Origin of the sequence: Pseudomonas sp. LFS044, from assembly GCF_047978245.1 — a bacterium.
In the GTDB taxonomy this organism is placed as follows: domain Bacteria; phylum Pseudomonadota; class Gammaproteobacteria; order Pseudomonadales; family Pseudomonadaceae; genus Aquipseudomonas.
The window spans coordinates 1-22,048 of the sequence record NZ_JBFPFX010000042.1; the positions used below are offsets into that span (position 1 = coordinate 1).

Sequence of the window (22,048 nt, forward strand, 5' to 3'; positions counted from 1 at the left end):
GTAGCTGAAGCTGCGCACGGTGTCGCCGTTGCGGTTGACCACGGCACTGAGCTGGCCGTGTTCGTCGTAGCGGTACTGGGTCAGCGTTTCGACAGCCTGGTTGTCGACCACCCGCTTGATGTCGGTGAGTCGACCCAATGGGTTGTCGTAGTGCAGGTGCACGCGGGTGCCACCGGTGGCGCTGATGTCAGTCAGCGTGCCTTGTTCGGTGCGGGTGAAGTGCAGGAAGTGGCCTAGGGCGTTTTCGATGCGCTGCAGCGGGACATCGGTGTCGGTGTCCGGCACTTCGCCGAAGTAGAAGAACAGGTTGTCCAGCGTCTGCAGGATGTAGTGGCCGCCCTCGGTGCACACCAGGTACACCTGTTCGTGCGGATTGTAGATGCGCTCGCCCGGCTGGATGTTCACGAAAGGGACTTCGCGGCCCTGGTTGTCGGTGAGGTAGACGAAGTTGCCGCTGCGGCGAAGGCTTTGTTCCCACGGCAGTACCCAGCCGCGGCCGAGCACGCTGTCGACGGTGAGGTCGCTGGCGTAGAAGCGTGACCATTCGATCGGCATCAGGCCCGGCAAGCTGAAGTCGATTTCGTCGGGGATCAGTTTACGGCCGGTGGTGAGGTCGACCGGGTTGCCGGTCAGGGCGCCCATGGCCCGCTGCGCTACCGGTTCGACCACGTAGCGGCTGGCGACCTCGCCGGCAACAAAGCCTGCGGTGAACTTGAGGGCACACGGCATGATGGCTTTCATGCCGGCCTGGGTACCGGCCTTGATCAGCTGGGCGATACCACCCGCGGCGCCGGCGACGGCCATCAGTACGTCGACGGTGGTGCGCAGCCATTTGGGGATCTCATCGTCTACCGGTAGGTAGCGGAAAGTTCCGCCGCCGATGATGACGTTGTCCGACCCGCCGGAGATGGTCGCGCCACAAGTCAGCTTGTCGCCTTTGCGGGCCGCCGCCACGCTGTTGATGAAAACGTTGGTCGAGCCCTCGGCAATCTGCACGGGCCCTGGATGCTTGTCGCAAGCGCCAATGCTTTTCTCGACCCGCGCGGCCTTGCGGCTGTTGATAAAGACGTTGGGTGAAGCAGTTGTTATCGTCCCTGAAGGGGATGAGAACATACTGCCTATCGCCTCCCCGGCGGCGGTCAGCAAGCTGCCTCCGATGCCGGCTGCCATGCCGGCGAGCAACGCTACGCCGAACCCGCAGGTAAAGGTGGCAATGGCCACCGTGGCCACCAGTGCGATGCCGAGGGCGGCGCCGATCAGGAAGCCCCCCAGTGCACTGGTGTGCGAAATCTCGTCGCCGAACCTGGCCGCTTCGAACATGAGGGGTTACTCCTGTTCGCCGGGCTCGGCGCTGGTCACGACGGGGTTGCGCGGGGTGAAGCTGGCCAGCAGGTTGGCCCAGTCTTCGTTTTGCTGAGGGCTGAAGTCTGCTTGCGCGGTGGTCGAAAAGATCAATGCGCGGCCGGGGCTGATTACAAAGGCTGCCTGGCGCTGGTACAGCGGACGGCCCTGGTTCAGGTAGTACGCGTCAATCTGAATGCCGGCAATAGGTGCGGTGGCGGAAAGCGAAACGGCTTTGTTGCCCATGCGGGTGTAACCGCGCAGCTTGGACGTGAGCATCTTGATCTGGCGGTCGACATAGGCCGGCAACGCCTCATCGGGCAGCAGCGTGTCGCGCGATACGGTGATGCTCAACGGCGCGGGCACACTGGCACCTAGAACGAACATGTTCACCGTACGGTCATCAAACCCTTCCGGCAGCGAGATCCCGCCTTCCTGCAACTCGTAGTCCATGCGATAAAAATTCCTGAAAGCTAAATTTTGAGGTGTCAGAGTGCGATGTCATCGAGCATGCGGTCGAACTCGACCAGCCACTGGCTCAGGCCAAGCTTGGTCGGGTCGATTACGCAGGAGATATCCAGCCACTGCAGCTTATTGCTCCCCTCGACGGGCACCAATGCACCGACCAAGCGCCCGTGGCGGGGCTCGTGGCCGGCATTGAAGTGGAAATCCAGGGCTTTCGCCGAGCTGCCAGCGAGGTGGCAGTCACGTTGGCGAATCACCCGCAGTTGCGGATTCCGCTCGCGCAGCGCCCGGATGCCCTCATCGAACAGCTGCTCCAGCGTCTGCCCGGCACGTACATCGCGGCGGCGGATGTTGAGCGTGACCGGCTCGCCTTCATGCTCGAGGGTGGTCTGGATGTCGCGGAAACGAAAACCCATTGGAAACTGCAGATTCAAGCCGCCGAAGGTGAAGCTGCTGGCAATGTTCTGTAGCTCGACGGGTACAGGGACCGACTCAGGTACAGGTTCGGCCACCATCGCGGCTTCTGCCAGTTCGGCCAGGCGCTCGGCTTCCTGTTGCGCTTCACGCTTGGCAGATATGCGGTCATAGATCGAGGGTTTGTACATCACGCCGGCCTCAGTCGTTGATCCGCACAGCGGCACCAGTAATCTGCGTGGTGTCGGTACTGGTGGTGGTGATGACTTTGCCTTTGATCTCGATGCCTTCCGGCGTCAGGGTGATGCTGCTGTCACCCACCTGCAAAATGATGTGTTGCTTGGCCGCCACTTGGATGAACTGATTGTCGACCTGCAGGGTGTACGAGCCTTCGGTAACCTGCACCACCGTATTCTTGGTGACCGTTTCGGTGTGCGTTCCACCTACGGTAATGGTGCGGTTGTTACCGACATCGTGCTTCTCATCCAGCTCGATCTCGGTATCCATGTTGCGCTCGGCGTGCATGATGATCTGCTCGGAGCCGGCCTTGTCCTCGAAGCGGAAGAAGTTCGCGGTACCGCCGTCGCCTTTCATGGAACGGGTGAGGAAACCACTCTGGGTCTTGTTCGCTGGCAACGACCATGGTGGGGTGTTGCTGCTGTTGTACAGGCTGCCCATGATCAGCGGACGGTCAGGGTTGCCGTCGAGGAACACCACCACCACTTCGTCGCCGACGCGGGGTATCAGGATGCTGCCGAAGCCGCCGCTGGCGCCGGATTGGGCGACGCGGACCCAGCAGGAGCTCTGGTCGTTGAACTCACCGTTGCGATCCCAGTGGAATTGAAGTTTCACTCGCCCCAACTCATCGGTGTAGATCTCTTCACCCGGTGGGCCCACCACGATAGCTGTCTGCGGCCCAGTGATCAAACCACGAGGCGTGCTCAGGCTTGGCCTGAACGAAATCTTCCGGCGGATACATGTAAAGCTATTCTGATAACCAGCCTGGCCACTGTTGCTGTAGTTGTTCTGCCCCCAGTGCTTGACAGAGAGAAGCAGAAATTGACGTTCGTCATTGGGGTCGTTGTCATGGTCGTAATGCTGAGCAAGCTCGAAGTAGTACCCAGGCTCCATGGCACGGCAATTACTTTTACCGCTGAAAATCTTCCCCTGAACCTCCATAGCCTCGAGACGATGACGCGCCTTGCGCATGCCTTCATCGGCGTCAGCATACCCGTACAGGCCTTCGTATTCGAAAACTTCGAATGGCCCCACTTCTCCTTGCTGGTTTATTGACTCGAGCTTAACCAGATGCGGGTTGCCGGGTTGTTTATAGTCAAAGGTTTTGAGCGTGAGTTGTGTCGGCTGAAAGCGACGACTGGAAGACCAGGCGGTAATAGAGTCATCTGTTTCAGTGACCGATGCGCGGTGATAGCGTATGACCGGTTGAGCCGCGAGCTGCGTCAGCGTGCTGCTGTCGTCGCTGATGACCATCCGATGACCTTCCTGGCTGTGCTGGAAAGTGAAAAAGAGGCCCTCCTGCTCAAGCAGACGCAACACGAAGTTAAGGTCCGACTCCTGGTATTGAGTGCAATAGCTTATCGGCTTAAGAGGCTTGCTCAACCGAAACTCGTGGTCAGCCAACGTCAGATAGTAAGCAAAGACTTCCTTGACGATTTGTTCAGTAGTCTTATCTTGAAAAATACGTGAATCGCGACGTCGACTGAGGATCCATAGCCACGGCACAAGCTCTGCGCTGTAATTGGCCACACCGCCATCGGCGCCAGTATGGATGAAGTCCGACACATGGGCACTTATGTATTTGGTCGTGCCGTCCGCCAACTCGATTCCCATTGTCACTTTCTTGCCGATCAGCTTCTTCAGCTCGATTCGCGCATCTTGAGACATCAGTTCAACGTTGAACGAGAACAGCTCCGACATCGCCTCATGCCCGGTGAAGCTCAGTAGCTGCAGCTCTTGGTCTGCAGGGAGTGGAGAGTCGAAAGTAATCAGGCGTCGATGCTGAGAAAGCATCTGCTCAAGGCCGTCCATAATCATAATTTGCTTCCTGCACCAAGCTGAAAATCTTCCTATCAAAGCGCTACAGGCCTCCCCTGTCAAATGGTGGCATCAAGCCACCTTCGCACAAGCCTATGCTCCAAGGTCAGTGCTAGATCTTCACACGCAGACACAAAAATGCCCCGTGCGCTGACCATCGTGGACGGCACTGATGGGGCAAAACTGAACGCAAATGCAAAGAAAATCAGCAAGGCCGTACGAGTAATGGCCATGTGCCTCTTTGACTTTCATGGTTGGCGAAGGCACCTTAACCCGCTGTAATGCGCATCAATGCGAACAGACGACACAGGAAGTGGACGATGGGTTTGAACAGCTCTCAGCTAACGCAGCTGGACAGGCAACTTGATGAAAACCAGACAGAATTGATCATCATGACTCGAGCGGACGCCACCCACCTAGTGGCCTCGAACGAGAATCGGCAGATGCCATGCATCCCGCTCAAAGTGTGCTCTCGATCACAAAACAAAATTTTAGACGGCATCAGGGGTGCCACCCAGCCGCTGTACAACGACAGCATCCATCAATTGGTGAATACCAGTTGGGGCTCACCTGCGCTTTTGGCTGTCAACGATGCCTATGACCTCACATCGCTCCTGAAGAAAATCGGGGGCTTCGGAACCAAGATCCGTTACAGCACCTACAAGGGTCAGCAATACGTCATCTTGACTGGGCGGCCTGGCCTCCGGGAGATACTGAAGGGCACGCGATACGGCATTCGCCACGCACAGCTTGTTGAGTTTGGTATTGGTCAATATGGTATCCGAGGCTCTTCCCTAGCCGGGCTCAAACTCTCCTGCTACGTGGCCGTAGGCATTGAGGTGCTAGAGTGGTTCTTCAGCGACGAGGCAACCGTGGCGGATCTGCTGGGCGGCGTATTTGTTGAACTTGTTAAAGCGGGCATAGGGACGGCCATTGGCTATGCGGTTGCCACGCTAGTTGCCGGCGTTGCCGCCAGCGCTGCGCTGCCTTTAGTGGCAGGCGCCGCGGTAATCTTTGCCGTGGGTATCGCACTCAACGTCGTCGACAACGACCTTGAGATCAAAGCGACAGTCAAAGCAACTCTGAATTATGCCGTTGACAATATCCGACAATTGACCGAACGCATCCAAACCATCGACACGCGCGCCCTTGAGCGCTATAAAGCTGACGTTATCAACAGTGTCACTGAAGCGATTATTGACACCGCCATCGACGAGGCGAAGTCATGGTTACGTGATAAGGTGCCCGCCCATCTTATTCCGAGCACACCAGACTTCGAATGGCCGAAGGCTCCCAGCCTACCTCGCCTTCCAAACTTCAATCTCCCTAAGTTTTGAGCAAGCAACAATGACCACGAGTAAATATTCTACTGAATCCATTAAGTTCAGGCTACGTGCCGCGTTGACCCTTTTGATATGTGCAGTCATAGGCGTGTTCTCTACCTATTGGCTGATCGCTCATGTGCTTCCCATTTACGGGCAGCTGTGGCGACAGGCGTCTGCCATTGAGGTGCCATATATGGCTTTCGGCTTGCTCATGGCCCCGCCCGTGATGCTTGCCTGTGTTGTTGCAAGCGCATTCGCAATCTACACGGGAAAAAGGTTCGACCCGCCTACCAAATCGGGCCTTGCGAAATTTCAGACCGTAATGATGAAAGCGTCTGTTTACTCGCTCATCGTGCTCGCGCCGTTAGCGGGCATCATCACGACAATTGCCCTCAATAAACTGGACTATACAACTTGCCCCCAGCTGAAAAAGTCAGGCTCGGCCTGGCAAACCTACTGGGTAAGCCACCCCGGCTTCTGTTTCGTGCCTGATAGCTACACTGAAAATAGATGGCCCTGCAAAATGGTAGATGGGAAAAAATTATGCCTTAACATGGATGAGTAACCACATTTCCAGCAGACAGCGTTTGAAGCGGCTCTTGACCATGGCGGCATAGTTTTTTACGAGTTTGTCGAAGCGTTTCCCTGCGCCCAATGGCAAGGCAATGCGGCTGACCAAGATCTGATACACGACCCCAGGGCATAGGGCGCGATACCCAAGAGCCGCTACCTACCTCGGCAACTTCTGGAGCTGGGCATAGGTAAATATGGCATTCGCGGATCGTCAATTCAAGGGTTCAAAATTTCGTGCTGGGCGGCCGTCGGGATTGAAGTAGCAGAGTGGGCATTCAACGATGAGGCTGTACTCACAGATCTTTTTGGGGACATTGGGGTGGAACTGGTCAAAGCCGGAATCGCTACCACTGTGGGCTACGCCGCAGGGGTATTTGCAGGCACCCTCATAACCGCCGCAGCCGCACCCGTGGCAGCAGGGGCGATATTTGTTTTCATCGTTGGTTACGGCCTCAATGCGATAGACAACCATTCGGCATTAAAACGCGGTCAAAGCTAGCCTGCGCCATGCCGTTACCCACTTCGAAAACATCCAAGCGCACGTCACGAAAATTGACGTGGATGAAATAAAAGAAGAGGTGGAGCAAAGTATTGCAGGCATGGCCGCACAAACTGCTATCTCTACGACGAGGCAAAAAGGTGGGCCATTCGAAAAATACAGCCGGGCGAACCGAGATTTCCTCGCTTACCCTCCGGAGGCAATCTGCCAATGCTTAACAATTTTAAGATACCAAAAATTTGACGATATGAAAAAAAATCAAACCCACCGTCGCTCAGGCGACCCGTCGCCGCTAAAGATAAGACTCACTGCGTTAATATTTATTCCCATGTCATTAGTCGCGTGCGGGCTGGCCTTATACTGGCTGAGCTATGATATTTTACCTCTATTCGGGCGAATTTATCGAGATGCCCCCATCGTGGAAACACCTTACTTAGGTTTTTTCTTATTAATGGGGCCACCCGGTCTACTTTATTTGATAGTCGCCTCAGCCCTTGCCGCTTGGAATGGGAAAAGATTTGACCCACCGGAAAACTCGAAGCTGTATCGATTCCAGTCACTCATGCTGGCTGCATCGATAAAAACTGCGGTATTTGTTGCACCCGCACTCATAGCCATAACCACCCTTACTTTAATGTGGCGCGACTACTCTCCATGCCCGAAGCTATTGATATCAGGCGCTGCATGGCAATTGTTCTGGGTCAACGATGATAAGGTCTGCTTCAAACCGGAATATTATATTAACGATCACTGGCCTTGCAAAAAAGAGAATGGTAAGGAAATCTGCGTACAGGCCGATGGGCGATAATCTAAGGGTATCCAGTCCATCCCGAGGCTGGGTACAAACTCCACGGCGTCGTTTGGCAGGTTGATGAACCACAACCTGATGTGGGAACTAGGCGGCAGTCCAGGCGCCCTCTTCACCCTAAAGGCACAAGGGCAAGGATATTATGGACGCCGTGCAACTCGCCGTCACAAAGCTCCGTCGGATGCTGGAGCATCACCACTGCGTAAGCCGCTCGCAGCATCATGGCTGCAGACGCTGCGCAGTTTGATTTACTCTATAACGAGGCCAAGCGCTGGGCGCTGCAAAAACTCCAACCGGGAGACCTCAATCTACCTGGTTGGCCGTCGTTGCCTGAGCTACCCTCTATGCCTTCACTCCCGACTTTCTATCTGCCAAAGTTCTAATAATGACCACACATCAATCCTACGAGTTTCACGAACGCTCTCCCCACCTATTCCGTCTTGTGGCTTTTATCACCTGCCTGTTTACCATCGCTATGGGCCTGTTGTCGGGGTACTGGCTGATTAACGATGTGCTGCCATTATTCGGTAAATTATTAAGCAATGCACCCCTTGTGATTACCCCCTATCTGGGGTTTATGCTCATTGGCATGTGCACGGTTAGCCCCATACTGGTCATCACGACAGCCTATGCCTGTTGGTGCGCAAAGAAATTTGATCCACCTACCCCTTCTCGCCTATTTAAGTTCCAATACTATTCATACAAACTAACTCTGTGGTCAATGATCGGCATAGCGCCAGCGATGGCGATACTTGTGACACTTGGCTTATGGGGCAAGGGTTACACCCCCTGCCAAAAATTACTGATTTCTGGCTCAGCATGGAAAGTGCACTGGGTAAATGATGCACGCTATTGCTTCACACCTGACTCCTACACCAGCGACAACCAACCTTGCAAGCGTATAGGGGGCAAGAATATTTGCCTCCAGCTTGATAGACAACAATGATTCTTATCAAACGATACACAACTGCACCTAGAGAACTGCGGAATATCCACGGGCCTCGCTGGTCAGTACTTTCAAATCCGCCAACGGCCTGAAGATTCCCCTGCCTTGCGAAAATTAATTGCCACGCTGGCCGCCAAATGGCTGAGGGTCCCCACTGCTCTAGGCATCGCCTCACTGAAATTCAGACTACTCGCCGCACTGACGCTCCTGACCTGCTCTGCCGTGGGCATGTTCTCAACCTATTGGCTAATTGCACACGTGCTGCCAATCTATGGACAGATCTGGCGCCAAGCCTCTGCCATCGAAGTGCCCTATATGACTTTTGGTTTGCTCATGGCGCCGCCGGTCATGCTTGCGTGCGTCGTTGCGAGTGCATTCGCAATCTGCACCGGCAAAAAATTTGCACCGCGGGCCAGGTCGGGGTTTGCAATATTCGAGACTGGCATGATGAAAGCTTCAGTTTACGCATTAGTTGTAATTGCACCGCTCGCGGCTATTGCTACCACGCTGACACTCAACGCGCTGGACTATACAACCTGCCCACAATTGAGAAAATCTGGCTCGGCCTGGCAGATCTACTGGGTAAGCCAATACTGACTATTGCTTCATACCTTAGTTCTCGCTTTGGCGGTACCAGCGCACCAGAGCGTCGGCAAAGGTAGCGTAATCGAACCTGCCCTTGGCTGCGTAGGTTTCCGCCAGGCATAGCGCCATGCTGGTATCGTCGGTCTATTCTCCCGGCGCCAGGCGGAACGGCCCACCGCCCATCATGTCGAGGACGTCACCCTGATTGCGACGTTGAAATTCCAATGTCGTACCCACCGCATCTCCAATTGCCAGGCCGAGCAGTGCGCAGCTCCATACAGCTCTGGCAAAATCAACGATCAAGCCCAGCAAGGAACGCTGCCGTCACCATGAAATCCCATCCCGAACTCCATGTCAGATCCCCGCTGCTTTTTCGCTGCGTGGCCATCGGCTTTGCGCTGTGCATGCTAATGGTGTGCGCACTTGCATTTTACGTACTGTGGGCCGAACTGCTGCCGCTGTATGGCCGCATCTACAGAAACGCGCCGGTCGTGGAGACACCGCTCAAAAGCTTCTTCGTACTCGCGGCCATTCCGGGAACGCCCTACTGTCTCGTTGCCTGCGCCTTCGCGGCATGGACCGGTCAGAAATTCGACCCGCCCAGGAAATCGAGGCTTCACACCTTCGAAATCCGGTCGTTGCAGTTGATGGTCGCGATGATGTGCTTCGCTGCCCCGGCCATGATCATCGCGACCACAGCCACACTTTCTGCGAAGGGCTACTGGTCTTGCCCAAAGCTCCGAATTTCTGGCTCCGGATGGCAGATGTTCTGGGTGAACGATGACCGCGTGTGCTTTACACCCGATTCCTACATCAACGACCACTGGCCGTGCAAAGTTGTCGGGGACAAGAATATTTGCATCCAGGTGGATGGCAGGTAGCGACCTGCTCCTTCCAAACGAGCGACATGGCGCGCACTGCCTGGTTTTTGCGCGATGAGGAATGCCCCGGGTGGGCCCGGGGTAACTTTCAAGTTTTGGGCCAGGTGGTTGCTTGAAGATCGACGCCCCGTGCGCCGTATTTCGTCGCATTGCCATCATTGGATGGCCCGGAATAAAGCGCCGCGAGTGGGATTTCACACCGCCAGAAATGAGACCTGCTTCACCTTTTGATAAACATTTTTTGATCTTTTTTCCAGACCATTTGTGTCGCCTGAAACCCCTTTCCTGTGGGGCCAAGCCCCTATTTTGCGTGACCAAAACGCTCAAGCAATATCATTGAGACATCATTGCGCTGCATCACAAACCGGGAAAAAATCGCGCCCCTCGCAGGAACTTCTTCCCTAGCGAGGTGCCCTACACGGCATTGCTGGCAACACGATATTCATGTGCCAGTACCGAGTTTCAAGTCCACGCCACCGGCGTATCAGGACGATTCAAAAAGGCTCATGGACGATGTACCGATGACACAGACGTTCGATGTCGAAGCACTGATCCGGCTGCGCAGCCAGACGCGGGCAATTGCCGACGCGCTCAAGGCGCAGGCGTCGGATTACCTCGCTACCATGGCGCCGCTGATTCGTCCGCAGACGCTGTTTGGCGAATACCTGCAGGGCGCGCAGCGCAGCAGCGGGCGCGAAACCCAGGGCCACTTCCAGTCGCTTATCGAACTGTACGAGCGCATCGGCTCGGCCGCGCCGTTCCAGCTGGTCAGCGAGCTGGAAGTGCCGCTCAACCTCATCAGCACCACCCCCGAACTGTTCCCCCTGGAATACGACAAGGCCCTCGCCCCGAGCGGCCAGGTCATCCGCATCACCAGCCCGGTGCGCTGGGTGGTGGGTTTCCAGGGCTTTGAGCTGGCGCGCTTTCGCACGGTCATCAACGACCCCAACCGCAGCAGCGCCGAGCTGTACCGCTTCGTGGTGCACTACCTGGTGCTGTTCTATTGCCTGAGCAAGTCGCCAGGCCTTGGCCGGCTGTTCGAAGGCCTGCGCTTCGGCTTGAGCTTCGAGCGCCTCAAGGGCCTGGGCGACCTGCCCTTCTGCGTCATCAGCTCGCCGGTGCGTTCGGAACTTCCGGACGATTCGGTCATCCGTAGCAGCACGCAAATTGCCGGTAACACCAGCTTCGAAGAGCTGGTGGGCCGCGACAACATTCTGGAAATGAACGACGAAATCCGTCAGCGCCTGCTGGCGACGATCGAAGGTCTGTAACGCGCAGGGCCGGGCAACCGGCCGCGCAATGATTCGCAGCGAACTGCTCGCACTGGAGAACACGATGGCGAAGAAGGAAAGTACCCAGCACAAACTCGACCGCGTTCGCGCGCCCCGGGTCCATATCACCTACGACGTGGACATCGGCGATGCGCTCGAGAAAAAAGAGCTGCCCTTTGTCGTCGGCGTGCTGGGCGACTTCTCCGGCAACCCGCTGGAGCCTTTGCCCAAGCTCAAGGACCGCAAGTTCGTATTCATCGACCGCGACAACTTCAACGGCGTACTCAAGGGCATCAAGCCGCGCCTGACCTACCGCGTCGACAACACCCTGGCCAAAAACGGCACCCAGCTGGGCGTGGAACTCAACTTCAACGCCCTGGAAGACTTCGAGCCGCAAAACGTGGTCAAGCAGGTCGAGCCGCTGCGCAAGCTGCTGGAAGTGCGTAACAAGCTGGCCGACCTGCGCAACAAGATGGGCGGCAACGACAAGCTCGAAGAGCTGCTGATGGACGTGCTGCAGAACACCGAAAAACTGAAAACCCTGGGCAAGGAATTCGGTCGCGAAGCCGCCGTCCCCGCCAACGACGGCAAAGAGTAAGCAGGAGCCAGACGATGACCGACAAGCAAACACTGCCACAACAGGACGCCGACCTGGTCGAAGTGGAAAGCTTCGCGCCGCAGGCCTCGCTGCTCGACAGCATCATTTCGCAAAGCCGTGTGGCCCGCTCCGACACCGAGCGCAACCGCACCCGCGACCTGATCGGCGAGCTGGTCAACCAGGTGCTCGAAGGCGAAATGACCCCGAGCAAAGACCTGATCGCCGTACTCGACGCGCGCATCGCCGAGATCGACTCGATGCTCTCCGAGCAGATGAACGAGATCATGCACGCCCGTGAGTTCCAGCAGCTGGAAGCCTCCTGGCGCGGCCTGAAGTACCAGGTCGACCAGACCGAGACCAGCACCACGCTGAAGATCCATCTGCTCAACGCCTCGAAGAAAGACCTGGTACGCGACCTCAAGGCCGCCAGCGAATTCGACCAGAGCGCGCTGTTCAAGAAGGTCTACGAAGAAGAGTACGGCACCTTCGGTGGCGCGCCGTTCGGCATGCTGATCGGTGACTACGAGTTCAACCGCAACCCCGAAGACATGTACCTGCTCGAAGAGATCTCGCACGTGGCTGCCGCGGCCCACGCGCCGTTCATTTCGGCCGCCTCGCCCGAGCTGTTCGGTTGGGACTCGTTCACCGACATGTCCGGCCCGCGCGACCTGGCGAAAATCTTCGACACCGTCGAATACGCCAAGTGGAAGTCGTTCCGCGCTTCGGAAGACTCGCGCTATGTCGGCCTCACCCTGCCGCACGTGCTCGGCCGCCTGCCTTATGGCCCCGATACCACCCCGGTGGAAGAATTCAACTTCGTCGAGAGCGTCGACGGCCGCGACCACAACAAGTACCTGTGGATGAACGCCGCCTATGCCCTGGGCACCCGCGTCACCGACGCCTTCGCCCGCTACGGCTGGTGCGTGGCGATCCGCGGGGTGGAAGGTGGCGGCCTGGTCGAAGGCCTGCCGACCCACACCTTCAAGACCGACGATGGCGAAATCGCCCTCAAGTGCCCGACCGAAATCGCCATCACCGACCGCCGCGAAAAAGAGCTGTCGGACCTTGGCTTCATTCCGCTGGTGCATTGCAAGGGCACCGACTACGCCGCGTTCTTCGGCACCCAGTCGGCGCAGAAGCAGAAGCAGTACAACACCGACATCGCCAATGCCAACGCACGCCTGTCGGCGCAGCTGCAATACATCTTCGCCACTTCGCGCATCGCCCATTACATGAAGGCGATCATGCGCGACAAGATCGGCAGCTTCGCTTCGCGCATGGATGTCGAGCGCTTCCTCAACCAGTGGCTGGCCAGCTACGTGCTGCTCGACGACACCGCCAGCCAGGAAGCCAAGGCCAAGTTCCCGCTGCGCGAAGCGCGCGCCGAGGTGTTCGAGGTGCCGGGCAAGCCTGGCGTGTACAAGGCCGTGACCTACCTGCGCCCGCACTACCAGCTGGACGAACTGACCGCCTCGCTGCGCCTGGTAGCCGAACTGCCACAAGGCGCGCGCGGCTGAACCGGCCTACGTGTTCAAGGATGACACATGAGTAATCAGGCCCGCTTGCTGCCCTCGCTGCTCGACCGACTGTTGGACGACCGTCCATACCAGTCGGCCGAGCCCGCTTTGCAGCGCACCTGTTCGCTGGCCGAGTACAAGGCGAGCATCGTCCGCGACCTGGAGGTGCTGGTGAACACTCGCCAGTCCCTGGTCGCCGAAGAGCTCGACGGCTTCAGCCAGCTGGGTGGGTCCATCCTTGAATACGGCATGCCCGACTTCATCAGCCGCAGCGTGCTCGACCCGCATGACCGGCGCCTGATCCAGCAACAGCTGGAGCGGGCGATCAGCACGGGCGACCGGCGTTTCCGCCGGGTGCGCGTGCAGCTGTTGGCCCAGCAGAACGGCCATCGCATGTTGACCTTCCGCGTGGACGCCGTATTGCGTCTCCAGGACATCAGCCGCCAGGTGTCGTTCGACGCCGTGCTGCAGGTCAACACCCAGGAATACAAAGTGCAGAACCTCAACTGATGCTCGACGAACTGCTGCCCTACTACGAAAAGGAACTGTCGCACCTGCGCTTCCTCGGCCAGGAGTTTGCTGCGCAGTACCCGAAAATCGCCTCGCGGCTGCTGATCGAGGGCGACAACTGCGAAGACCCGCACACCGAGCGGCTGATCGAGGCGTTCTCGTTCCTGTCGGCGCGCGTGCACAAAAAGCTCGATGACGAGTTCCCCGAAATCGTCGAGTCGTTCCTTGAGGTGCTGTACCCGCATTACCTGCGCCCTACGCCGTCGATGTCTATCGCCGAGCTGAGCCTGGGCAAGCACGAAAAAGTCACCGAAGCCTACCGCGTGGCCCGGCATACCGAGATGCACGCCAATGCCGTCGAAGGCGTAGTTTGCAAGTTCCGCACCTGCTACCCGGTGGAGTTATGGCCGATCGCCGTGCAACAGGCATCGTTCGCCGAGATGGAACGTTCGGCGTTCAACGGCCACAGCGCCGACCTGGTGGCGCGCCTGCGCATCCGCCTGCAAGCCACCGGTGATGCGCTGTTCGGCCAGTTGGAAGTTGATCGTTTGCGCTTCTTCCTCGATGGCGAAGCAACACTCATGCACCAGCTGTACGAGCTGCTGTTCAACAACCTGGCCAAAGCCACGCTCAGCTTCCAGGATGAAGGCCGCAACCGCGAAGTGGCGCTGCCGGCCGATGCCCTGAAAGCCGTGGGCTATGCCCGCGACGAGGGCCTGGTGGACTATTCCGAGCGCTCGTTCCTGGGCTACCGCCTGCTGCACGAGTACTTCACGTTCCCCGACAAATTCATGTTCTTCGACCTTTGCGGGTTTGCCCGCATCCTACAGGGCAAGGCCATCGAGCAGGTCGAGATCAACTTCTATTTCAACGACTACGACCTTAGCGACCGCCTGTCACGGTTGACTCAGAACATCGGCCGCAACAACTTCAAGCTCAACTGCACGCCGATCATCAACCTGTTCCGCCAACAGGCCGAGCCGATCAAGCTCACCCATACCCAGCACGAGTACCCGGTGACCCCGGACATTCGCCTGCACAACGCCGCCGAGGTGGTGTCGATCGACCGCGTGCGCCGCGTGCGCAAACTGGGCGGTATCGACCACGTTGGCACCTGCCAGTCGTTTTTCGAACCGCGTGGCGAGCAAGACCCGCACAACAGCTACTGGATCGCCCGCCGGCGCAACCAGGGCGATGCCACCGCCATGAGCATCCGCGTGGTCGACCGCGACCTGGAGCTGATCGACGGCAACAGCGACACCCTCAGCATCAGCCTCACCTGCAGCAACCGTGATGTACCGCTGATGCTGCCGTTCGGCGGCGAGCGTGGCGACTTCAACATCCCGGCCAACTCGGTGATCAAGGACATCCGCTGCCTGCGCAAACCCACCGCCACGGTGCGCGTCCCGCTGGGCAAGGGCCTGATCTGGCGGCTCATCGCGCACCTCTCGCTCAACCACCTGTCGCTGGTCAGCCAGGGCCGCGAAGTGCTGCTCGAACTGCTGTCGCTGTACAACTACCGCAATGTGTCGGCCATCCGTAAACAGATCAACGGCATCAAGGCGATCAGCAGCGAGCCGGTGGTGGCACGCATCGGCCACCCGCGGCCGAACTTCGTACGCGGCGTGGGCATCACCCTGACCTTCGACGAAAGCCAGTTCACCGGCAGCGGCGTGTTCCTGTTCGGCATGGTGCTGGACCACTTCTTCGGGCAGTACTGCTCGATGAACAGCTTCACCCAATTGACCTTGCGCACCCAACAACGAGAAAAGAGAGTCGTCCAATGGCCAGCCCGTACTGGCGATCAGCCCCTGGTCTGATCGATCAAGCCAGAGCCGAGCCGCACCGATTCGAATTCTTTCAATTGGTGCGCTTGCTCCGCCTGCATTACAGCCGCACCGGCCGCATGGACCTGGCAACCCGGCCGCACGAAGACCCGCTGCGTTTTCGCAGCCAGTTGTCGTTGGCGTTCCCGGCCAGTGAAGTCAGCGAGCTGCACTTCGAACGTGAAGGCAAGGTGTCGACGGCCGGCCTGCCGCTGTCGGAAGTGCAGGTGACGTTCATGGGCCTGGTCGGGCCGTCGGGCGTGCTGCCGCGGCCATACACCGAGCTGCTGCTGGAGCGCCACGTGCAGTACCGCGACGATGCCGCCCATGCGTTTCTGGACATCTTCTCGCACCGCATGACCACGCTGTTCTACGAAGCCTGGCAGAAGTACAAATTCCATATCGAGCACGAGCGCAACGGCACCTCGGGCTTCGATGGCTACCTGCTCAACCTGGTCGGCCTCGGCCCGCGTGCGCAGCAATTGAAGTTCGAGCAGCCGCAACCGGTGCTGCGCCGCGAACTGTTCAGCTACTTTGCCGGGCTGCTCAGCCAGAAGCCGCGCAACGCGCTCAACCTGGAGCGCATGCTGGGCTTCTATTTCGGCCTGCCGATCCAGGTCAAGCAGTTCGCCGGCCGCTGGCTCAACCTGCAGCCCGAGCAGTGCACCCAGCTGGGCCGCAAAAACGCCCAGCTTGGCCACAGCGCCGTTGCCGGCAACCGCGTGTGGGATTACCAGTCGTGCATCCGCATCGAACTGGGCCCCTTGGCCCTGGCCGATTACCAGCGGTTTCAGCCGGGTACCGAGTGCTACAAAAAGCTGGTCGAGCTGGTGCGCTTCTATATAGGTGCCGAGCTGGACTTCGAAATTGCCCCTCGCCTCAAGCGCGAGGCCGTGCCGCGCGCCCAGCTGGGCCGCAGCGGCAATGTCGCGCTGGGCTGGCTGGGCTGGCTCAAACGCCCTGGCCGTGACGCGGAGCCATCGCGTTGCGCCGTCTTCCACATTCCTTACGATGGGGTCGCCTTGTGAACCTGAAGTCTCTGTTCGCCAAGCTCAACGAAACCAGCCGCACGGCCACTGAAAGCGCGGCGGCCCTGTGCCTGTCGGAGCACCACTATGACGTCGAGGTAGAGCACCTCTTGCTGCAACTGCTCGACAACAGCGACAGCGACCTGCCGGTGATCCTGCGCCACTACGACGTGGTCGCCGAGCGCCTGCAGGCGCAACTGGTCACCGCCCTGGGCACCTTCAAAAAGGGCAACAGCCGCACGCCAGCCCTGTCGCCGCACATTACCCGCATGATCGAACAGGCCTGGGTGCTGGCCTCGATCGAGTACGGCGTCGGCCAGGTGCGCAGCGCCCACCTGCTGCAAGCGTTGCTCGACGACGCCGAGCTGCGCCGGGTGGTAATCGCCTCTGCACCGGAGCTTGAGAAAGTGAACGCCGACGACCTGCGCCTGAACCTGGCGGCACTGGTCGAAGGCAGCGCCGAATCGAAGCTGGCGAGCCCGTTGGCCAGCCCAGCTGCGCCGGTGACCGGCGCTGGCAAGGTGGGTGGCAAGACCCCTGCCCTTGACCAGTACACCGTCAACCTCACGCAAAGCGCCCGCGACGGCCGTATCGACCCGGTGCTCGGCCGCGAGTTCGAAGTGCGGCAGATGGTCGATATCCTCACCCGCCGCCGCCAGAACAACCCGATCCTTACCGGTGAAGCCGGGGTCGGCAAAACCGCTGTGGTCGAAGGCCTGGCCCTGCGCATCGCCCAGGGCGATGTGCCGGCGGTGCTCAAGGACGTGGCCCTGCACACCCTCGACCTGGGCCTGCTGCAAGCCGGTGCCGGGGTAAAAGGCGAGTTCGAAAACCGCCTGAAGGCGGTGATCGAAGAGGTCAAGCGCAGCCTGCACCCGATCATCCTGTTCATCGACGAAGCCCACACCCTGATCGGCTCTGGTGGCCAGGCCGGGCAGAACGATGCCGCCAACCTGCTCAAGCCAGCCCTGGCCCGTGGCGAGTTACGTACCATCGCCGCCACCACCTGGGCTGAGTACAAGAAGTATTTCGAGAAAGACGCCGCCCTCGCCCGCCGCTTCCAGGTGGTCAAAGTCGAAGAGCCTGACGAAGACAAGGCCATCTACATGCTGCGCGGCTTGCTCGGCAAGATGCGCGAACACCACAAGGTGGCGGTGATGGACGAAGCGCTGGTACAGGCTGTACGCCTGTCCAACCGCTACATCACAGGCCGTCAGCTGCCAGACAAGGCAGTCAGCGTGCTCGACACCGCCTGCGCGCGCATCGCCCTGGCGCAATCGTCGCAGCCAGGTGCCCTGGAAGACAGCCGCCGCCACATCGACAACCTGCAAGCCGAAATCGCCGTGCTCGATCACGAGGCCGGCAAAGGCCACGACCATGCTCGCCGCCTGGCCGAGCTGCAGGCCGCCCTGCAGGCCGAGCAAGCCCAGGAACAGCGCCTGGCCGCCCAATGGCAGCAAGAGCTTGAGCTGGTCGAGCAGCTCAAGGCCCTGGACAGCGCCAAGCAGGCCGATGCCGAGCAACTCAATGCCCTGCGTGCCGAGCTCAGCAATGTGCAAGGCGACCAGCCACTGGTCCACGCCCTGGTCGACGCCGGCGCCATCGCCCAGGTGATCAGCGGCTGGACTGGCATTCCCCTGGGCAAGATGCTGCGTGACGAGATCGACACCGTACAGCGCCTGCCAGCCCTGCTCGGCGAGCGCGTGCTGGGCCAGGATCACGCCCTGCACGAGATCGGCAAGCGCATCAAGATTTCCCGCGCGCGCATGGAAGACCCGAACAAGCCGATCGGCGTGTTCCTGCTGCTCGGCCCCAGCGGCGTCGGCAAGACCGAAACCGCGCTGGCCCTGGCCGACACCCTGTACGGCGGCGAGCGCAACCTGATCACCATCAACATGTCCGAGTACCAGGAAGCCCACACCGTGTCGAGCCTCAAAGGCTCGCCGCCCGGCTACGTCGGTTACGGCGAAGGCGGCGTGCTGACCGAAGCCGTGCGCCGCAAGCCGTACAGCGTGGTGTTGCTGGACGAGGTGGAAAAGGCCCACCCCGACGTGCTCGAACTGTTCTTCCAGGTGTTCGACAAGGGCGTGCTGGACGACGGCGAAGGCCGGGAGATCAACTTCCGCAACACGGTGATCATCCTGACCTCCAACACCGGCACCGAACGCATCATGCACACCTGCCTGAACGCCGAAACGCTGCCAACGCCGGAGGCCATCGTCGAAGGCCTGCGCGATGAGCTCAACCGGGTGTTCAAGCCGGCCTTCCTCGGCCGCCTGAGCATCGTGCCGTTCTACCCGGTACAGGACCAGATCCTCGAACGCATCGTCGCCCTCAAGCTCGACCGCATCGCCAAGCGTTTCGCCCGTAACCATCAGGCCGAACTCAGCTACGACGATGCACTGGTCAAGGCCATTGCGGCGCGTTGCACCGAGGTCGACAGCGGCGCGCGCAACATCGACAACATCCTGTCGCGCACCTTGATGCCCGAGCTGGCCCAGCACGTGCTCGAGCGCATGGCGCAGGACGCGCCGATCGAGCGCCTGACGATCGAGCTGGGCAGCGATGGCGATTTCGCCTATCGCCTGGCCTGAATCAGTACCTGGAGGTTTAGCCGTCATGCAACGCAGCCACACCACACTCAAGCGCCTGAGCGCTGTCGCCCTGCTGCTGGCACTCGCCGGTTGCGGGGTTACCGACCGCATCGGCAAGCGCATGGACGACAGCTGGGCAGCTGACATGCTGGCCGACAGCGAGAAGGTCATCCTGACCTCCGATGGTGGCAACCAGCTCAACCCCGATGCCGAGGGCAAACCGTTGTCGGTGGTGATGCGTGTGTACCAGCTGACCGACCTCGAGCGCTTTGCTGCCACCGATGCCGACACCCTCTGGGATGCCCCGGAAAAAGCCCTGGGCAACACCCTGGTGGAGGCCCGCGAGCTCACCCTGCTGCCGGGCATCGGCCAGATCGACCAGTGGCCGCTGGCCAAAAGCGCCCGTTATGTCGGTATGGCCGCGTTCTTCCGCGACGACCAGGATGCCCGCTGGAAGGTTGCCTTCGACGCCAACTCGCTGCGCAAGGACGGTATCTGGTTCTCCTCCGATGGCCTGCGCATTCTCGTCGACAAGACGGCGATCACCGCCGTGCGTGGCGTGGACGTGCTGAACAAGCCGCCCACCGCCGAGCAAGTGGCGGCCGCCCAGGCCAAGGACACCGCGCCGACCATCAGCGACAAAGTGCAAGACGCGGTGATCGACAAGGCCACGGACGCTGCCGGCCAGTCGGCACAAAACGCCATGGATTCAAAATTCAACTCTTTAGTGGATAGCGTCAAATGAGCAAGCAGAGCCGAGTGATGTGGTCGGAAGGCATGTTCCTGCTGCCCCAGCACTTCCAATACCAGGATGAATTCCACCAGCACCAGCTGGCCGAGGCGACGCTGCGCGGCACCCCGTTCCATTGGGGCGTGCAGGCGTTGCAAGTGGACGAGGATGCCCTGGCCAACGGTTCGCTGCAGCTCAAGCGCCTGAAACTGGTATTCCCCGACGGCAGCCTGTACGACGCGCCGCAGCACGACCCGCTGCCGGCCGCCCGCGACCTCAAGGACCTGCTCAAGGCCAACGACCTGAAGGTTTATGCCGCGCTCAAACTGCCCGAGCCCTTCGGCCTCAACTATGTCGAGGATGGCCAGGAGCACAAGGCTGCACGGCGCTTTCGCAAACAGTTCGATACCCTGCCCGACCTCAACGAAGGCGAGCTGGAAAACGAAATCACCAGCCTGCGGCTGAACGTGGTGCTGCTGGTGGACGGCGACAGCCTTGATGGCTACAGCCATTGCCCGTTGGCCAAGCTGACGCGCAACAGCATGGGCGGCTTCAACCTCGACCCGCATTTCGTTCACCCCACCCTGCACCTGGGCAGCCACGACACCCTGGCCGGTATCGGCAAGCGCCTGCTCGGGGCGCTGCAGGCCAAGAGCAAGGCACTGTCGGGCCGGCGCCGAGAACGCGCCGACCAGATCGCCGAATTCGGCTCCAGTGACGTGACCCTGTTCTGGCTGTTGAACACCGTCAACCGCGCGCACCCGCAACTGGCCCACTTGCTGGCTCACCCGCGCCTGCACCCGGAGCGCCTGTACCTGTTCCTGGCAGACCTGGCCGGCGGCTTGCTGACCTTTACCCTGGACACCCAGCTGAGCGATGTGCCGGATTACGACCACCACGACCCGGCCGCGTCGCTGGTCAAGCTGGACGAAATGATCCGGGTGATGCTCGACAATGTCGTGCCCAACCAGTGCATCGTCATCAACCTCACCCAGACCAAACCGAGCTACTGGCAAGGGCAACTGCGCGACCCGCGCCTGGCCGAAGCCGACTTCTATATCTCGGTACACGCCGACATGCCCGGTGCCAGCCTGCTGGAACTGGTGCCGCGGGCGTTCAAGGTCGGCTCGCCGGAAGACATCGAGGTGGTGGTCAACAGCGCCATGCCGGGGGTCACCCTCAACCATGCCGCGCGGCTGCCCAACGCCATTCCGGTGCGCCTGGACAACCAATACTTCGCCATCGAGCCACACGGCAATGTCTACGAGCGAATGATGAACGCCCAGACCATCTGCTTCTACGCGCCCAGCGCCTTTACCAACCTCAAGCTTGAACTGATGGCGGTGCTCAAATGACCGAAGCCGTATTGCAGCAAGGCGCCGTTGCGGCCGCCGACGACAAACCGAAGCTCAAGGACCTGGTCCAGGACTTCATCAGCATGGCGCTGATCGTGCGCCGCGGCCGCCAGGTCACTTCGGTGCAGGCCTTCGAAGGCAGCGTCGAGCGCTTCTTCGCCAACCTGGAGCGCGATGCCCGCGCCGCCAACTACAGCGTCGAGCAGGTCAAGGACACCCAATACGCGTTGTGCGCATTCCTCGACGAAAGCGTGCTGCGCTCGGGCGATAGCGAGCTGCGCCGGCACTTCGAACTGCAGCCACTGCAGTTCCGCTACTTCGGCGTGCACCTGGCCGGTGAAGGCTTCTTCGAGAAGGTCGACGCCCTGCGCGCCGACGTGAAACAGAACCTCGATGTGCTGGAGGTCTACCACCTGTGCCTGGCCCTGGGCTTCGAAGGCAAGTTCAGCCTCGGCCAGAAAGACCAGCTGCGCTACCTGGCCAATTCCCTGGGCCAGGACATCGCGCGCTACCGCAAGGCGCCGAAGGCCCTGTCGCCCGACTGGGCCCTGCCCGACCAGGTGTCGCAGATGCTGCGCCACGAGGTGCCGCTGTGGGTGTACCTGGTGTTGATTGCGCTGGTCTGCGTTGCGGTGTACCTGACGCTTGACTGGTTGCTCGACAAGGACGTCGCCGCCCTTTCCGAACAAATCCGCCAGCTGTTCAGTGCCTGAGCCCCTATCAGGTA

At 59.8% G+C, this 22,048-nt stretch carries 21 protein-coding genes and 1 pseudogene; 17 read left to right on the top strand and 5 right to left on the bottom strand.

Annotation, left to right across the window (positions count from 1 at the left end; translation table 11 throughout):
• From ACNQPL_RS25225 to tssI, 4 genes are all read right to left on the bottom strand, one after another.
• Positions 1 to 1,320, bottom strand: a 1,320-nt coding sequence (locus ACNQPL_RS25225) for a DUF6531 domain-containing protein (RefSeq protein ID WP_416468207.1), incomplete at its 3' end; no start/stop codon positions are given.
• Positions 1,321 to 1,326: 6 nt separating this feature from the next.
• Entirely contained in the window at positions 1,327 to 1,794 is a 468-nt protein-coding gene (locus tag ACNQPL_RS25230) for a DcrB-related protein (protein WP_416468208.1), read from the bottom strand.
• A gap of 35 nt (positions 1,795 to 1,829) precedes the next feature.
• Complete coding sequence (locus tag ACNQPL_RS25235; protein WP_416468228.1) at positions 1,830 to 2,411, bottom strand: DcrB-related protein; 582 nt, start codon at positions 2,409 to 2,411, stop codon at positions 1,830 to 1,832.
• Between the two features lie 10 nt (positions 2,412 to 2,421).
• Entirely contained in the window at positions 2,422 to 4,275 is a 1,854-nt protein-coding gene (gene tssI / locus ACNQPL_RS25240; protein WP_416468209.1) for a type VI secretion system tip protein TssI/VgrG, read from the bottom strand.
• Between the two features lie 320 nt (positions 4,276 to 4,595).
• Between tssI and ACNQPL_RS25245 the strand changes: the two genes are divergently transcribed.
• From ACNQPL_RS25245 to ACNQPL_RS25270, 6 genes are all read left to right on the top strand, one after another.
• Positions 4,596 to 5,612, top strand: coding sequence for a hypothetical protein (locus tag ACNQPL_RS25245; protein WP_416468210.1), 1,017 nt, complete (start codon positions 4,596 to 4,598; stop codon positions 5,610 to 5,612).
• A 10-nt stretch (positions 5,613 to 5,622) separates the two neighbouring features.
• Positions 5,623 to 6,165, top strand: coding sequence for a hypothetical protein (locus ACNQPL_RS25250; RefSeq protein WP_416468211.1), 543 nt, complete (start codon positions 5,623 to 5,625; stop codon positions 6,163 to 6,165).
• Positions 6,166 to 6,492: 327 nt separating this feature from the next.
• Positions 6,493 to 6,672, top strand: coding sequence for a hypothetical protein (locus tag ACNQPL_RS25255; RefSeq protein ID WP_416468212.1), 180 nt, complete (start codon positions 6,493 to 6,495; stop codon positions 6,670 to 6,672).
• Between the two features lie 247 nt (positions 6,673 to 6,919).
• A complete protein-coding gene (locus ACNQPL_RS25260) occupies positions 6,920 to 7,480 on the top strand; it encodes a hypothetical protein (protein WP_416468230.1) in 561 nt (186 codons plus the stop codon).
• A 385-nt stretch (positions 7,481 to 7,865) separates the two neighbouring features.
• On the top strand, positions 7,866 to 8,426 hold the full coding sequence (locus ACNQPL_RS25265; RefSeq protein ID WP_416468213.1) for a hypothetical protein: 561 nt from the start codon (positions 7,866 to 7,868) through the stop codon (positions 8,424 to 8,426).
• A gap of 105 nt (positions 8,427 to 8,531) precedes the next feature.
• A complete protein-coding gene (locus tag ACNQPL_RS25270) occupies positions 8,532 to 9,023 on the top strand; it encodes a hypothetical protein (RefSeq protein WP_416468214.1) in 492 nt (163 codons plus the stop codon).
• Positions 9,024 to 9,041: 18 nt separating this feature from the next.
• Here ACNQPL_RS25270 and ACNQPL_RS25275 read toward each other — a convergent pair.
• A pseudogene (locus ACNQPL_RS25275) lies at positions 9,042 to 9,278 on the bottom strand (ADP-ribosylglycohydrolase family protein); the annotation flags it as partial.
• Between the two features lie 62 nt (positions 9,279 to 9,340).
• Between ACNQPL_RS25275 and ACNQPL_RS25280 the strand changes: the two are divergent.
• The 11 genes from ACNQPL_RS25280 to icmH all read left to right on the top strand — a co-directional run bounded on the left by ACNQPL_RS25280 (position 9,341) and on the right by icmH (position 22,034).
• Entirely contained in the window at positions 9,341 to 9,892 is a 552-nt protein-coding gene (locus ACNQPL_RS25280) for a hypothetical protein (protein WP_416468215.1), read from the top strand.
• Positions 9,893 to 10,413: 521 nt separating this feature from the next.
• On the top strand, positions 10,414 to 11,163 hold the full coding sequence (locus ACNQPL_RS25285; protein ID WP_346615529.1) for a hypothetical protein: 750 nt from the start codon (positions 10,414 to 10,416) through the stop codon (positions 11,161 to 11,163).
• A gap of 64 nt (positions 11,164 to 11,227) precedes the next feature.
• On the top strand, positions 11,228 to 11,761 hold the full coding sequence (tssB, locus tag ACNQPL_RS25290) for a type VI secretion system contractile sheath small subunit (RefSeq protein WP_346615528.1): 534 nt from the start codon (positions 11,228 to 11,230) through the stop codon (positions 11,759 to 11,761).
• A gap of 14 nt (positions 11,762 to 11,775) precedes the next feature.
• Entirely contained in the window at positions 11,776 to 13,278 is a 1,503-nt protein-coding gene (tssC, locus tag ACNQPL_RS25295; RefSeq protein ID WP_176516771.1) for a type VI secretion system contractile sheath large subunit, read from the top strand.
• Between the two features lie 27 nt (positions 13,279 to 13,305).
• Positions 13,306 to 13,788, top strand: a complete 483-nt coding sequence (gene tssE / locus ACNQPL_RS25300; protein ID WP_176516773.1) for a type VI secretion system baseplate subunit TssE — start codon at positions 13,306 to 13,308, stop codon at positions 13,786 to 13,788.
• A complete protein-coding gene (gene tssF / locus ACNQPL_RS25305; RefSeq protein ID WP_416468216.1) occupies positions 13,788 to 15,608 on the top strand; it encodes a type VI secretion system baseplate subunit TssF in 1,821 nt (606 codons plus the stop codon). Before tssE ends, tssF begins: the two co-directional genes overlap by 1 nt.
• Entirely contained in the window at positions 15,572 to 16,642 is a 1,071-nt protein-coding gene (tssG, locus tag ACNQPL_RS25310) for a type VI secretion system baseplate subunit TssG (RefSeq protein ID WP_416468217.1), read from the top strand. Before tssF ends, tssG begins: the two co-directional genes overlap by 37 nt.
• Positions 16,639 to 19,236, top strand: coding sequence for a type VI secretion system ATPase TssH (gene tssH, locus ACNQPL_RS25315; RefSeq protein WP_416468218.1), 2,598 nt, complete (start codon positions 16,639 to 16,641; stop codon positions 19,234 to 19,236). Before tssG ends, tssH begins: the two co-directional genes overlap by 4 nt.
• Positions 19,237 to 19,261: 25 nt before the next feature.
• Entirely contained in the window at positions 19,262 to 19,981 is a 720-nt protein-coding gene (gene tssJ / locus ACNQPL_RS25320; RefSeq protein WP_416468219.1) for a type VI secretion system lipoprotein TssJ, read from the top strand.
• On the top strand, positions 19,978 to 21,321 hold the full coding sequence (gene tssK / locus ACNQPL_RS25325) for a type VI secretion system baseplate subunit TssK (protein WP_054901377.1): 1,344 nt from the start codon (positions 19,978 to 19,980) through the stop codon (positions 21,319 to 21,321). The genes tssJ and tssK overlap by 4 nt, the downstream gene beginning before the upstream one ends.
• Entirely contained in the window at positions 21,318 to 22,034 is a 717-nt protein-coding gene (icmH, locus tag ACNQPL_RS25330; protein WP_054901378.1) for a type IVB secretion system protein IcmH/DotU, read from the top strand. Before tssK ends, icmH begins: the two co-directional genes overlap by 4 nt.
• Positions 22,035 to 22,048: the final 14 nt, after the last annotated feature.